Here is a 13,366-nt window from a genome sequence, read left to right on the forward strand (position 1 = left end):
GTCAGGTGACCCTCGGTCTTGCAATCCGTACGTACGGCTTGCGTGTCACGGGCGTGGCCCGACCAGCAGCGCCTGGGCACCCTGGCCCAGCGCGCCACCGTCGTCGTAGAGCAGTGTGGTGGCCAGCCCGGTGCCGCCCTCGGACAGGGTGGTGCGGGCCCGCACGCAGATCCACTCGCCGAGCGGCGGCCGGTGCAGGTGCAGGGTCAGGTCGGTGTTGATGAACCACCAGGTCGCCATGTCGAGCACCCGGCTGAGCCCGTTGCCGGAGTCGGCGATCGCGACCAGCCGTTGCATGGGCGACATCACCTCGCCGGCGACCAGCGGCACCCGGGGCCGCGCCCAGACCAGCGCCGGCCCGGGCTTCTCGAAGTGCCCGGAGATGAACCGCCACTCGACCGCACCGAGATAGCCGGTCTGCCAGGCCGGGTCACCGAAGATGCTCGCCGCGGCCGGCCGCATCGGCGCCGGCTCGGCGCGCGGCTGGGCCGGTCGGGGCAGGTCGAGCGGCGTCCGGCGGATCCGCCAGCCGCGCGCGGTGAGCACGGTCCGGCCGCCGGCCGCGGCGGACGCCTCGACCAGCTCGACCGACCGGCCGGGACGGACGACGGCGGCGGTGACGGTCAGCTCCTCGACCGGCACCGCACCGAGGATCTCGACCGTCAGCCGGGCCAGGTGCGGCTCACCGGTCACGGTGCTGGGCAGCCCCTCGATGGCGCGGGCCAGCAGCGCCGACGGCGGGCCGGCGTGCTGCAGGCCGGCACCCCAGGGTCCCTGGGTGCGTGCGGTCGACTCGAACCGGGACGGGTCGCCGGTCGGGCGGTAGAAGGCGTCCTCCACAAGAACGATTCTCGTCGTACGATGCCGCCGTGGACACCCCGCCGGCGACTCCGTTGACGGTCGCCGCGGTCCAGGCGACGCCGGTGCCGGGCGAGCTCGCCCACAACGCCTCGGTCGGTGCGCGCCTCGTGGGGCAGGCTGCCGACGCCGGCGCCCGGCTGGTCGTCCTGCCGGAGCTCTTCCTCTGCGCGTACCACCCGCCGACCCTGCACGCCGATCCGCGCGCGACCGACCTGCCGGCCGCCGCCACCGGGGAGATCGACGACGGCCGGCTCGACGCGTTGCGCGGTGCCGCGCGGGACCACGGGGTCGTTGTCGTCGTCGGCGCCTCGGTGCGCCACGCGGACGGCCGCCGGGCGTGCTCGGCCCTGGTCGTCGACGGTGCCGGCGATGCCGTCGCCGCGTACGACAAGCAGCTTCTCTGGGGTCCGGAGGAGAACGCCCTGTTCACCCCGGGCACGACGGGCGCCACGCTGCTGGTCGACGGCTGGCGGCTGGGCCTGGGCATCTGTTACGACGGCTGTTTCCCCGAGCACGGCCGGGCGGCCGCCGACGACGGCGCGCACGGCTACCTCGCGCCGAGCGGCTACGTGGTCGGCTCGGCGCACCGGCGCGACGTCTACTACGCCGCCCGCGCCCTGGACAACACGATGTACGTCGTGTTCGCCAACTCCGTGGGCGGCGATGCCGACTGGTCGTTCAACGGCGGCGCGGCCGTCTACGACCCGGAGGGCCGGCCCGTGGTGCGGGCCGCCGACGAGGGCGAGGCGGTCGTCGTCGCGACCCTCGACCCGACCGAGCTGGCCCGGGTGCGGGCCGCTCACACGATGCTGCGTGACCGCCGTGAGCTGGGCGGACGCCGCATCCTCACGGCCCGCTGAGGGCTTCTTTCACCAACCTGTGACCGGCACCACTTGACATCCTGGGTTCGTCGGTTGCATGGTTAGTTACATGAGTAACGAACCGACGAGCCAGGTTGCTGAGAGTCCTCAGCCGGCGCGAGGCTGCCGCCTCGCACCGCCTTCCGGTCACGATGGATGACGACCGGCCGATCTTCGTCCAGATCGCGGAGCTGATCGAGAACTCGGTCATCGACGGGACGCTCGCGGAGGAGACCCAGGTGCCGTCCACCAATGAGCTGGCGGCGTTCCACCGGATCAATCCGGCGACCGCCGCCAAGGGAATCAACCGCCTGGTCGATGACGGAATCCTTTACAAACGCCGGGGGATCGGAATGTTCGTGGCAACGGGGGCCCGCGAAACGCTCCGGGAGCGTCGCCGGCTCGACTTCGCGGCGCAGTACGTGCGCCCGCTCGTCGACGAGGCCCGCAAGTTGGGCATCGGCACCGAAGAGCTCAAGAAACTGATCGAGACCTGGGAGGAACAGCGATGAGTGTCGTGGCGGCAAACGGCCTGACGAAGCGGTACCGGGACGTGACCGCACTCGACAACGTCAGCTTCACGCTCGAGGAGAACGCGATCTACGGCCTGCTCGGCCGCAACGGCGCCGGCAAGACGACGCTGATGCAGTTGATCACCGGCCAGACCAGCGCCACCTCGGGCTCGCTGGAGCTCTTCGGCGAGCACCCGTACGAGAACGAACGTGCGCTCATGAAGGTCGTGTTCATCAAGGAGAGCCAGAAGTACCCGACGGCGTACAAGGTGAAGCACGTGCTCAGCCTGGCCCGTCACCTGTTCCCCAACTGGGACGACGACTTCGCCCAGTCCCTTGTGGACGATTTCAACCTGCCGCGCGGTCGGGACGTGCGCAAGCTGTCCCGGGGCATGACGTCCGCGCTGGGCGTGACCATCGGGCTGGCGGCGCGGGCACCGCTGACCTTCTTCGACGAGCCGTACCTGGGCCTCGACGCCGTCGCCCGCCAGCTCTTCTACGACCGGTTGCTGGCGGACTACTCCGAGCACCCGCGCACCGTCGTGCTGTCCACGCACCTCATCGACGAGGTCGCCGACCTCATCGAGCACGTGCTGCTGCTCGACCGGGGCAAGTTGGTGCTCGACGCCGACACCGACGAACTGCGCGGCGAGGTGATGGACGCGACCGGCCCGGTCGAGGCGGTCGACGACTTCTCCACGGGCCGTGAGGTGCTCCATCGGGAGCAGCTCGGTGGCGTGGTCCGGGTGACGCTGCGCGGCTCGTTCGACAACGCCGAGCGGATGCGGGCCAAGAAGCTGGCCATCGACCTGGAGCCGGTGTCGCTCCAGCAGGCGGTCGTGCGCCTGACCATGGAAAGGAAGACCGACCGATGAACCGCATCCTCGACGTCGCGCGGTTGCACACCGTCGCCTGGGTGAACCAGCTCCTCTGGCCGTGGGGCATCATGGCCGCCTCGCTGGTGGTCAACATCCTGATCTTCGCCTCGATCGACGAGGCCGCGCCGGGCAAGACGAGCACCGGCGGCCTGTCCAGCCTTTACATCGTCTCGGCGATCGTGGCGGGTGTCTCGATCAGCCAGGTGTTCCCCTTCGCGCTGGGGATGGGCGTCACGCGGCGCACCTTCTACCTGGCCACCGTGCTGGTCAACCTGGTGCAGGCACTCGTCTACGGCGTGCTGCTCTACCTGCTCAACCTGATCGAGGGCGGCACCAACGGGTTCGGCATCGGTCTGCACTTCTTCCGCATCCCGTACATCGACGTCTCCAATGGACTGTTGCAGATCCTGGTCTATGCGGTCCCGTTCCTGTTCCTGAACTTCCTCTGCATCTTCGCGGCGGTCTGGTACGTGCGGTTCGGCACCAACGGCCTGTTCGCCACCGCCGCCGTCACGATCGTGGTGTTCGGCCTGCTCGGCGCGCTGATCACCTGGCAAGGCTGGTGGGGCGACGTCTGGCACTGGCTGAGCACCCAGCACCAGGCCAGCCTGCTGGTGGGATGGCCCGCCCTGGTGGCCGCGCTGGCCGCGCTCGGGGGAATGGCGGCGATCCGGAGGGCCAACGCCTGAACGCCCGCCCACCAGTCGATCGCCGGTCCGCAGCGCGCGGGCCGGCGATCGTCCTTCGCGGCCCAAGATTGTTTACATTGCTGGGGTTTTGAGAGCACGGCCTCGTCCCGTACTGTGCGCGAGTGCCCCTCATGTTCCTCGACCTGGACAACACCGTTCTGGACCGGACCGGCGCGTTCCGCGGCTGGGCCGTGAACTTCCTGGACGGGATCGGGGCACCGTCACCTGACCTCGACTGGCTGATGTCCGTCGACGCCGACGGGCTGACCGACCGCTGGGACGTCGCCGACCAGATCCGCGACCGCTACCGGCTGACCGCCTCCTCGGTGGACCTGGTCGACGAGATGCGCGAGGGCGTGGTCGCCAACAGCCGGCTCGACCCGCTGGTCGCCTGCGCGCTGCGGATCGCCGACGACGCCGGCTGGGTGCCGGTGCTGGTGACCAACGGAGCCACCCGACAGGAAGACACCACGATCCGGCGTACGGGCCTCGACCGCTACGTGGCCGACTGGGTGATCTCCGAGGAGGTCGGGGTCAGCAAACCCAACCCTCGGATCTTCACCCTTGCCGCGGAACGGGTACGCATGCGGATCAGCGGCGCCTGGGTGGTCGGCGACAGCCCGGAGACCGACATCGGTGCGGCCGCCGAGATGGGCCTGCCCAGCGTCTGGCTGCACCGCGGCCGCCGCTGGATGGAGTCGCGCTTCGAGCCGACCGCGACGGCCGGCGGGTTCCTGCCCGCGATGGCCGCCGTCCTCGCCGGATAAATCACTTGCGCGCCCGCCGTGGTGCCGGAAGACTCGCGAACTAGTTGGAGACCAGACCTGACCGCGCCTGACCCGCGCTGCCCGGTCGTCGAGATGGAAGGGGTGAGTTCTGTGGCTGTCGTTGTCGCGACCTTCTCGCTGCCCTCTTCTTCCTTCTCGATCCAGGAGTTCCTCCGTTGCGTGAGCACGAGTTCGAGCCGGCGCCGCAAGGCCGTCCCGGCAAACGTCGTTTCGACGACGACGATCCGCAGTTCCTGAAGCGCGCGCGTCACCGGACGCCCGTCGCCTTCGACACCAACGCCGACACTGACACCCCGGAGACCGGCAACGCCTGGTCGACGTGGGACGACGCCGTGCACGGCCCGTTGCCCCGCCCTGACTGGGTCGTGACCGAGCTGGCCGCGACCGACGTCGAGCTGGGCATCCTCAAGACCGGCAAGGAAGCGGACGTCTTCCTGGTCCGGCGCGGCATCCCGGACACCGACCGAAGCTGCCTGCTCGCGGCCAAGCGCTACCGGGAGCCGGAACACCGGATGTTCCACCGCGACGCCGGCTATCTCGAAGGGCGCCGGATGCGGCGCTCCCGGGAGAACCGCGCGATGGCCGGGCGGACCTCCTTCGGCCGGCAGCTCATCGCCGGCCAGTGGGCGGCAGCCGAGTTCGACGCGCTGTCGCGCCTCTGGGAGGTAGCCACCTCGTACGGCGCGATCTCCGTGCCGTACCCGATCCAACTCCGCGGCACGGAACTGATGCTGGAGTTCATCGGCGACGCCGAAGAGGGCCTGGCCGCGCCGCGCCTGGCGCAGCTACGCCCGGAGGGCGTCGAGCTGAAGGCGCTGTGGGACCAGTTGATGGACGCGCTGACGGTGCTGGCCCGCGCGGGCCTCGCACACGGCGACCTGTCGCCGTACAACCTGCTGGTGCACGCCGGCCGCCTGGTGGTCATCGACCTGCCCCAGGTGGTCGACGTGGTCGCCAACCCGAATGGCCCGGCCCTACTGGCCCGCGACGTCAAGAACGTCACGAACTGGTTCGCGGCGCGCGGCCTGGTCCAGGACCCGAACGAGGTCACCCGACGCCTGCTCGACGAGGCCGGCGTCCGTTGACCGCCGATGGTGGCTGGGCCGCTTCCCGCACCCCCGGGAAGCGGCCCGCCCCGCGGCCCCTACGCTCCGACCGCGGCGACTCGCGCTCCAACAGGTCGGCTGCGGCCTCGACCGTGGCCACGAACTGATCGGGCGCGATCCTGGCGACGACGACGTCGTCCGTCTCTTCTCCCCAGAAACGGATGACGAGCACGAGCTCGCCGTCCTGGAGGTAGGCGTAGGGCGTCAGGTTGTCGGTCGTCGGACCCCAATGCATGAACCAGTGCTTCTCTCGGAACTCCTCGTCGCCCATGAACAGCAGCCGAAAGTTCTCCTCGGGGGAGTGCCCCGGGTAGGGGCAACTCGGCACCGCCCCACCGCGCACGTCTTCGATCGTGTGCCGCATGGACAGGCAGAACTGGGGAACGTAGGCGAAGTTGTCCTTCACGGTGAGCCGCCGGCCCCCGGCCCACAGGTCGACAACCCGCAGCCCACCGTCGAAGTCACCCACCTCGACCGCGAAGGTGTCGCGATCCCCGAACCGCCGCAGCATCCCGATGTCCTCTTTTTCGATCAAGCGAAGCGCGAATCTACCAGGAGGTCGCAGCGGTGAATCGCGAGAAGGTTTCCCAGATTGCTCATGCCAACCATCCGATCAAGGCGCCGCTCGATGACGGGTCGGTGCGGCGGTTGTTGGGGCACGGGCTGCCGCGCGGTGACGAGCGGGTCCTCGATCTGGGGTGTGGCACCGGTGAATGGCTTCTGCGCGCACTTGAAGCACGGCCCGGCGTACGCGCGGACGGTGTCGACATCTCGGCGGACGCGCTCGACCGGGCTCGCCAGGCCGCCGCGGACCGCGGTGTGGAAGACCGGCTCGCCGTCCACCTCGCCAAGGCGGAGGACTTCGTTGCCACAGAACCGTACGACCTGGTGCTCAGCGTCGGCGCCGCGCACGCCTTCGGTGGGCTGCTGCCCACCCTCGCGGCGGCGCGTACCCACCTCGCGCCTGGCGGTCGGGTCCTCATCGGTGACGGGTTCTGGGATCGCGAGCCTTCCCCGGAGGCGATCGAGATGCTTGGCGACTTCGCCGACCTGGCGACCACGATGGACCTCGTGACCGAGGCCGGCTGGACGCCCGTCGACGGGCACGTCAGCACCCGCCGCGAGCTCGACGACTACGAATGGGCTTGCTGGGGCTCGCTGGCCGCGTGGGCGCTGGACCACCCGGCCGACCCGGACAGCGCGGAAGCGCTCGCCACCGCGGCCACCCGCCGCTCCGAATGGTTGCGCGGTTACCGGGACACGTGGGGTTTCCTGACCCTCGTCCTGCGTCGGACGGCGGGCTGACTTCGTCTGTGTGGTGGCAGGATGTCGGCCAAGGCCGGAACGATCACCTAAGGACGTACGCCATGACTTCTGTCGTAGATCTGGTCGCCGCACTGGGATCCGGCACGATCCTGGTCGTCGACCTCACCAACCCGTTGTCGTCGAGCACGCCGACGTTGCGCCTGCCGGAGCCGTTCGCGAACCTCGTCGACTTCAGCCTCGAGCAGGTGAGCGCCTACGACACCCCGGGGCCGTTCTGGAAGCACCACAACATCCGGACCGGTGAGCACATCGGCACGCACATCGACGCGCCCGTGCACTGGATCAGTGGCCGGGACGGGCACGACGTCTCGCAGATCCCGCCGGCGCGGTTGGTCGGTCCGGCGGCGGTTATGGACTTCACCGCCGAAGCGTCCGCCGATCCCGACTTCCTGCTCGAGGTGCACCACGTCGAGGCGTGGATCGCCGAGCACGGCGAGCTCGCACCCGGCACCTGGCTGCTCTACCGGACGGGCTGGGACAAGTACGCGCACGACCAGGAGCAGTTCCTCAACGTCGACGAGAAGGGCTCGCACACGCCTGGCATGACGGCCGCCTGCGCCGAGTGGCTCGCGACTACGCCGATCTCGGGGTTCGGCGTGGAGACGGTCGGCATCGACGCGGGCAACGCGGGCGGGCTGGAGCCGCCGTTCCCGGCGCATTTCCACCTGCTGGGCAGCGACAAGTACGGCGTCACGTCGTTGCAGAACCTCGCGCAGCTTCCGCCGACCGGCGCGCTGCTCGTCGTCGCACCCCTGCCCATCGTCGGCGGCACCGGCAGCCCGACCCGCGTCCTGGCGCTCGTGGACGGCCAGTAGTGCCCACCATCGTCGCCGACGTGGTCGGCCGCACGCTGGCCACGCTCGGCGTCGGGCATTGCTTCGGTGTGGTCGGCAGCGGCAACTTCCAGGTGACCAACGCCTTGCGGGCCAACGGTGTCCCGTTCACGGCCACCCGGCACGAGGGCGGCGCGGCGACGATGGCCGACGCGTACGCCCGGATGTCCGGTCAGGTCGCGCTCCTGTCCGTGCACCAGGGTTGCGGGCTGACCAACGCGGCCACGGGGATCTGTGAGGCGGCGAAGAGCCGGACGCCGCTGGTGGTGCTGGCCGCAGAGGCCGGCGGCGCCACGTCGAACTTCGCGATGGACCAGCCGGGGTACGCCCGGAGCCTCGGCGCCGTCGCCGAACGTGTCCACAGTGGTGAGTCGGCCGTGGAGGACACGGTCCGCGCGTGGCGGACCGCCCGGGACGAGCGGCGCACGGTGGTGCTGAACCTGCCGCTGTCGGTGCAGGCGCTGGCGGCTTCCGCGATCGATGTCTCGGCGGCTCCACGTCTGGCGCAGGTCGTTCCCTCGGCGGACGACGTGGCCGCGCTCGCCGACCTGTTCCGGCAGGCTCGGCGGCCGGTGATCGTGGCCGGCCGGGGTGCCCGCGAGGCAGGGCCGGCGCTGCGCCGGCTGGGTGAGGTCACCGGGTCGCTGCTGGCCACCTCGGCCGTGGCGAACGGGCTTTTCCATGGCGACCCGTACGCCCTGGGCATCTCCGGCGGTTTCGCGTCTCCCACCGTGGCCCGCCTGATCTCGGAGGCCGACCTGATCGTCGGCTTCGGGTGCGCGCTCAACATGTGGACGATGCGGCACGGCCGCCTGATCGGTGCTGATGCGAAGGTCGTGCAGGTCGACGTCGACGGTGCCGCGCTCGGTGTCCATCGGCCGATCGATCTGGGAGTGGTCGGCGACAGCGGGGCCACGGCGTCAGCGGTGCTCTCCTTGTTCGCCGACGCCCGCCTTGGCTACCGCGGTGCCGAGGTGGCCGACAGCATCGCTCGTCGCGGACGGTGGAACGACGAGCCGACCGACGATCTGTCGACCGCTGACCGCATCGACTCGCGGGTGTTGAGCCGCGCGCTGGACACGATGCTGCCGGCCGAGCGCATCGTGTCGATCGACTCCGGCAACTTCATGGGCTACCCGAGCGCGTACCTCGGCGTGCCCGACGAGTTCGGGTTCTGTTTTACCCAGGCCTTCCAGTCGATCGGACTGGGCCTGGCCACCGCGATCGGCGCGGCGTTGGCCCGCCCCGACCGGCTGCCGGTGCTGGCGGCCGGCGACGGCGGCTTCCTGATGTCGGTCGCCGAGCTCGAGACCGCGGTGCGGCTGGGCATCCCGCTGTTGTGCGTGGTCTACAACGATGCCGCGTACGGGGCCGAGGTGCACCACTTCGGCGCGGACGCCGACCTGGGCGCGGTGACCTTCCCCGACACGGACATCGCCGCGCTGGCCACCGGTTTCGGGGCGCGCGGTCTGACCGTGCGAACTGCGGCCGACCTGGGTGGCATCACCGAATGGTTGGCAGCGCCGACCGGCCCGCTGGTCGTCGACGCCAAAATCGTGTCCGACGGCGGCTCGTGGTGGCTCGCGGAGGCATTCAAGGGACATTGACGCCGGCATGGCCGGCCGGTGAATTCGCGACTTTGGCCGACCGTTGACTGTGGCCCGTCGGCGGCGCGCTGTTTACTGCGCCGATGAACAGCGCGACCGTGGTGAAGCGGATGCTGCGGGCGGCGTTCGTGGGCGTGTTGTTCCCACCGCTGTGGGTGGCCTTCGCGTGTGGCTTCCAGATCGGGCGGCCGAGCTTCGTGGTGGGCTTGAGCGGGCTGCTGGCGGTGGCGGGGACGTGGTTGCTGCTGGTTCTGCTGCGGGTACGCCCGGCGTGGCCGGTCGCCGTCGTTGGCCCGGTGACGACGGCCGTGCTCGGGCTCGGCGTCCTGGCGGCCGGCCTGTCCACCGTCGCCGCGGCGGGTGTGCCTCTGCTGATCTTCGCCGCGCTCGCCGTCTGCGGTCTGGGCTACGCGCTGGCCACGGTGGTCATGGCAGACGGGTTGCGCTGGCGGCCACGGCTGGTGATCGCCGTCGTGACCGTGGTGCTGTACCTCGGCGTCGGCATGCTGACGGCGACGGTGTCGGCGACGCGGGTGACCGGGCAGGACCGCCGCAACGAAGCCGCCGTGGCCACGACCGCCGCCGCCCGCCGGGACGCCGAGCAGGCCGCCGACGCGAGACTGTCCGAGCGGGTCGACGCCCTCCGGGAGGCCAGGGTATCGGCGAACAGCTCGCCGCGTCCAAAATGGACGTGTGCGTGCTGGACCACGAGGACGCCGGCTGGTTCGCCAAGTCGTGGCACCAGGACTGCAGGCTGCGCTACGTGGAGGGCTATGCGACCAGCCTCACCCGGGACGCCGCCGCGCGCGGCATCCTGGCGCGCGAGGACCCACTGTCGAGCCGGTCGCCGCTCTTCGGGACGGCCGCGTGGGACCGACCCTGTGCGCTGTTCCTGAACGAAAAGCACTCGGCAACGGTGCTGTTTCACGGCGTCGGCGGCGACTGCGCGGTGCCGACCCCGATCGGAGGACCGATCATCACGGACGTCGACAGACTGGCGGTCAAGGAGTTCCGCAGCTTCGACCCGGCCCGCGTGGACAACCGCCAGAACCAGATCTGGCTGATCCTCGACGAGCCGTACTCCCGTGAAGATCTCGGCTGTGACGTCTCCGACGTCATCTTCTGCGGCAGCCCGCGTGCCACACCGGTGCAGGCTCCGTAGGACGCGATTTGGAGCCGCGTGCCAGAGTGCCTCACATGACCGACCTGCGGGAGCCGTTGGCACGCTACGCCGCTCTGTTGCACGCCACCGCCGGCGGCCAGCATCACGTCGCGTCCCCGTTGGGTGCGTGGCTGCTGGCCGCGCTGTGCGCGCCCGCGGCGGACGGCGTGATCGCCGACGAGCTCGCCCGGGCGCTCGGCGTCGACCTGGCTGGCGCGCGGAAGGCAGCGACGGCCCTGCTCGACGACCCGCATCCCGCGGTGCTGTCGGCGGCCGCGCTCTGGCTGGCGAAAGCGCCGACGCCGGCGGTGGACGCGTGGCTGGCGGCGCTGCCGGACTCGGTCGAAACGGGCCCGCTGCCGTCCCAGGCGGACGCCGACCGATGGGCCGACGAGCACACGCTCGGCCTGATCAAGCGGTTCCCGGTGGCACTGACGCACGACACCCTCCTGGTGCTGGCCACGGCGTTGGCCACGAAGGTCACTTGGGACCGCAGGTTCGACCTGGCTCCGGCCGCCCGCCTCGGCGCGGCGAGCCCGTGGCGCGACGTGGTCGACCAGGTGCTGGAGGCGCCTGCGGACGAGGCGTTCATCGCCCGGGTGCCAGGGATCGGCGAGGTCGCGGTGCACACGGCGGTCGCGGCCGAAGGCATGCGGGTGACGTCGGTGATCGGTCCGGCGGACGTCCGCCCGGTGGAGCTGATCACCGCGGCGCACCGCCTCACCCACGGCGCTGTCGACCGGCGGTCGCTGTTCGACCTGCCGCTCGGCGAAGGCCCGTTGTGGACGATCACCGAGGAGCGCGTGGGGACGACGGCGCCCGGCGGTCGGGAAGAGCGGTATCGCGCGGTGCTGCCGGCCTGGTCCGCGCGCAGCCGGCACGATCTCGACCGGCCCGAGCTGGGCATCCCGGCCGCGGCGGCCGCCGCCAAGCACGCGCTGCGGTGGCCCCAGGCCGTATACGAAGCGGCCCAGTCGGCGATGGCGAGCTACTCCCGCGAGGGCTTCGAGGCCGCCGCCGTCTCGGCGATGGTGCTCACCCGCGGCGCCCCACCCGGGCAGGACGGCCTCCGGCGCACGGCCGAGCTGCGTTTCGGTCACCCGTACGCCGTGGTCGCGGTCGCGGATCGCCCACAGCGCCCGCACTCCACCGCGGGCGCCGCCTGGGACGGTCTGCCGGTGTTCTCGGCCTGGGTGGCCGAGCCGAGCAACGCCGCCTAGCTGCCGTTGGCGTAGCCGAGCAGGGTCTGGCGGTAGCCGTCGGGGATCTGCGGCGCCAACTCCGTGAGCGTCTCCAGATCGGCGACCGATCCCGTCGAACGGGCCCTGTATGCGGCGGCGGCCGCGCGCATCGTGAGGTCGTCCGGCTCGAGCTCCTCGCCGCGCGTGGCCAGGTCGGCTGCCTCGGCGAAGTCGCCACCTTCGGCGGCGAGATCGGCGAGGTCGAGGTGCAGCGACCAGTTGGCCGGATCGAGCGCCAGGGCCCGCCGGAAGGCGGCCGACGTCTCAGGACGGTTGCCGAGGTGCCGCCAGGTGCCGGCGCGGACAACCTCGGTGAACGCCACGCGGCCCACGGCGTCGGCCCGATCGCACAGCGCGAACGACTCGTCGACCCGGCCGCAGACGCGCAGCAGAATCGCCATGCGCGCCATCGCGTCGGGGTCCGGGTCCCGGCCCGAGACCGCGTCGATCGCCGTCAACCACGGGGCCAGGTTCGCGCGTACCGCATCGGTTTGCAGGTCCCGGTCGTGATCCCGGATGCGCATCGTGCCCTCGGCGAAGGCCGCCGCGGTCACCGCACCGAGAAACCGCTCGTCACCGAACCACGGCGCGGCCGCCCACGGAACCTCCGGCTGGAAGCCGGTGACCGAGCCCAGCGACATCGCCGCCTCGTCCATGTCACCATCCACGAAGGACAGATAGGCGCGGGCCACCACAGGTCCGACCGTGTTCGCCGTGGCCACGACGGCGCCGACCTCCTCGGGCAGCGCGCGCCGGAGGTCCTCCAGCGCCGACCACGGCCCTGGGTCGCGGGGGTCGGCGGCGACCGCGCGCGCGATGACGCCCACCGCGGCGACGGGCGACCCGCCACAGTGGGCCAACACCTGCGCGAACCCCAGCGTCCCCCGCATAGACACGACCGAAACTGTAGCGGTGGCCGCGTTGCCCGCTGCGCGGGGACTGCGCAGCGCCAAGGAACAGCGCGACCATGGAGCGGCAAGATGAAGCTGGTCTATGTGCTGGACGCGCTGAGCGGCTCACCGGCACGCGGACAACGCCGGACGATGCCACAGCGACGGGGATTGGCGGGGATCGCGTCGCAGCGGTCGGCGCGGGCCGCGAGTCGCCGGCGAACATCGGGGAGCCGCAGTACCCGAATGAGTGCGGCGATGCAGGGGCCGAGAACCCCGGCATTCCAACCCGGGAATTTGTTGGTATTGCCGGTCGAAATGCGGGCCGCACGGCGCGACCGCGTGGGACCGCAGGCGGCCGCAGGGGTGACGAGGGTTGGGCATGGATGCTCACCGAGGAGGCGGTCCAGCCGTCGAGTGACAATGACGCACATCGCGACCGGTATGGCAAAGACAAGAGGGTTGCAGCATTCGTCTGATGCGGTCCCGCTCGATCGAGGAAGGGTCGAGCTCGCCGCGGGTCGAGCCGGGCCAGGTCATCTCGGCGGCTTACGAGATCGCCGTGGCGTCCGCGACGCGCGGTGCGCTGGACCGGCGGTCGTTGTTCGACCTG

General features: G+C 71.0%; 15 protein-coding genes. 11 read left to right on the forward strand and 4 right to left on the reverse strand.

The genetic code is table 11. The annotated features are described in order from the left end of the window. Nucleotides 1-45 precede the first annotated feature (45 nt). Nucleotides 46-840, reverse strand: a complete 795-nt coding sequence (locus tag BLV39_RS14155) for a thioesterase family protein (RefSeq protein ID WP_090790939.1) — start codon at nucleotides 838-840, stop codon at nucleotides 46-48. Nucleotides 841-869: 29 nt separating this feature from the next. Here BLV39_RS14155 and BLV39_RS14160 point away from each other — a divergent pair, with 29 nt between their 5' ends. From BLV39_RS14160 to BLV39_RS14185, 6 genes are all read left to right on the forward strand, one after another. Further along, nucleotides 870-1,721: a carbon-nitrogen hydrolase family protein gene (locus BLV39_RS14160; RefSeq protein ID WP_090790941.1), complete on the forward strand. Its 852-nt coding sequence runs from the start codon at nucleotides 870-872 to the stop codon at nucleotides 1,719-1,721. Nucleotides 1,722-1,816: 95 nt separating this feature from the next. After that, entirely contained in the window at nucleotides 1,817-2,233 is a 417-nt protein-coding gene (locus tag BLV39_RS14165; protein WP_239083896.1) for a GntR family transcriptional regulator, read from the forward strand. Next, complete coding sequence (locus BLV39_RS14170) at nucleotides 2,230-3,108, forward strand: ABC transporter ATP-binding protein (protein ID WP_090790942.1); 879 nt, start codon at nucleotides 2,230-2,232, stop codon at nucleotides 3,106-3,108. The genes BLV39_RS14165 and BLV39_RS14170 overlap by 4 nt, the downstream gene beginning before the upstream one ends. Next, nucleotides 3,105-3,800 carry an ABC transporter permease gene (locus tag BLV39_RS14175; protein ID WP_090790944.1) on the forward strand — a complete coding sequence of 232 codons (696 nt, stop codon included), beginning with the start codon at nucleotides 3,105-3,107 and terminating at the stop codon, nucleotides 3,798-3,800. Before BLV39_RS14170 ends, BLV39_RS14175 begins: the two co-directional genes overlap by 4 nt. A 122-nt stretch (nucleotides 3,801-3,922) precedes the next feature. Continuing rightward, entirely contained in the window at nucleotides 3,923-4,567 is a 645-nt protein-coding gene (locus BLV39_RS14180; RefSeq protein WP_090790946.1) for an HAD family hydrolase, read from the forward strand. A gap of 176 nt (nucleotides 4,568-4,743) precedes the next feature. Continuing rightward, complete coding sequence (locus BLV39_RS14185; RefSeq protein WP_090790948.1) at nucleotides 4,744-5,673, forward strand: serine protein kinase RIO; 930 nt, start codon at nucleotides 4,744-4,746, stop codon at nucleotides 5,671-5,673. On the opposite strand, the gene BLV39_RS14190 is transcribed toward BLV39_RS14185, so the two are convergent. Further along, nucleotides 5,636-6,229 carry a hypothetical protein gene (locus tag BLV39_RS14190; RefSeq protein ID WP_239083895.1) on the reverse strand — a complete coding sequence of 198 codons (594 nt, stop codon included), beginning with the start codon at nucleotides 6,227-6,229 and terminating at the stop codon, nucleotides 5,636-5,638. The genes BLV39_RS14185 and BLV39_RS14190 overlap by 38 nt on opposite strands. 32 nt (nucleotides 6,230-6,261) lie before the next feature. On the opposite strand from BLV39_RS14190, the gene BLV39_RS14195 reads away from it, so the two are divergent. The 3 genes from BLV39_RS14195 (at nucleotide 6,262) to BLV39_RS14205 (ending at nucleotide 9,460) form a co-directional block, all read left to right on the forward strand. Then, nucleotides 6,262-6,999 carry an SAM-dependent methyltransferase gene (locus BLV39_RS14195; protein ID WP_090790950.1) on the forward strand — a complete coding sequence of 246 codons (738 nt, stop codon included), beginning with the start codon at nucleotides 6,262-6,264 and terminating at the stop codon, nucleotides 6,997-6,999. Nucleotides 7,000-7,061: 62 nt separating this feature from the next. Then, nucleotides 7,062-7,835 (forward strand): cyclase family protein, encoded by a 774-nt coding sequence (locus tag BLV39_RS14200; protein WP_090790952.1) that lies wholly within the window; start codon nucleotides 7,062-7,064, stop codon nucleotides 7,833-7,835. Next, nucleotides 7,835-9,460 (forward strand): thiamine pyrophosphate-binding protein, encoded by a 1,626-nt coding sequence (locus BLV39_RS14205; protein ID WP_090790954.1) that lies wholly within the window; start codon nucleotides 7,835-7,837, stop codon nucleotides 9,458-9,460. The genes BLV39_RS14200 and BLV39_RS14205 overlap by 1 nt, the downstream gene beginning before the upstream one ends. A gap of 406 nt (nucleotides 9,461-9,866) precedes the next feature. Here the strand turns inward: BLV39_RS14205 and BLV39_RS42330 are convergent, their stop codons facing one another. Beyond that, a complete protein-coding gene (locus BLV39_RS42330; protein WP_143049752.1) occupies nucleotides 9,867-10,169 on the reverse strand; it encodes a hypothetical protein in 303 nt (100 codons plus the stop codon). On the opposite strand from BLV39_RS42330, the gene BLV39_RS14215 reads away from it, so the two are divergent. Both BLV39_RS14215 and BLV39_RS14220 read left to right on the forward strand, forming a co-directional pair. Then, nucleotides 10,158-10,622: a hypothetical protein gene (locus tag BLV39_RS14215; RefSeq protein WP_143049753.1), complete on the forward strand. Its 465-nt coding sequence runs from the start codon at nucleotides 10,158-10,160 to the stop codon at nucleotides 10,620-10,622. The two genes, BLV39_RS42330 and BLV39_RS14215, sit on opposite strands and share 12 nt — an antisense overlap. Nucleotides 10,623-10,657: 35 nt before the next feature. Then, nucleotides 10,658-11,842, forward strand: coding sequence for a serpin family protein (locus tag BLV39_RS14220; RefSeq protein ID WP_090790959.1), 1,185 nt, complete (start codon nucleotides 10,658-10,660; stop codon nucleotides 11,840-11,842). Here the strand turns inward: BLV39_RS14220 and BLV39_RS14225 are convergent. Then, on the reverse strand, nucleotides 11,839-12,759 hold the full coding sequence (locus BLV39_RS14225; RefSeq protein ID WP_143049754.1) for a tetratricopeptide repeat protein: 921 nt from the start codon (nucleotides 12,757-12,759) through the stop codon (nucleotides 11,839-11,841). The two genes, BLV39_RS14220 and BLV39_RS14225, sit on opposite strands and share 4 nt — an antisense overlap. Nucleotides 12,760-13,366: the final 607 nt, after the last annotated feature.

It is taken from the genome of Asanoa ishikariensis (assembly GCF_900107455.1).
Classification (GTDB): domain Bacteria; phylum Actinomycetota; class Actinomycetes; order Mycobacteriales; family Micromonosporaceae; genus Asanoa; species Asanoa ishikariensis.

Coding starts and splice junctions, on each gene's coding strand:
- BLV39_RS14170 (WP_090790942.1), top strand. CDS start 2,230: ATGAGTGTCGTGGCGGCAAACGGCCTGACGAAGCGGTACCGGGACGTG.
- BLV39_RS14175 (WP_090790944.1), top strand. CDS start 3,105: ATGAACCGCATCCTCGACGTCGCGCGGTTGCACACCGTCGCCTGGGTG.
- BLV39_RS14200 (WP_090790952.1), top strand. CDS start 7,062: ATGACTTCTGTCGTAGATCTGGTCGCCGCACTGGGATCCGGCACGATC.
- BLV39_RS14220 (WP_090790959.1), top strand. CDS start 10,658: ATGACCGACCTGCGGGAGCCGTTGGCACGCTACGCCGCTCTGTTGCAC.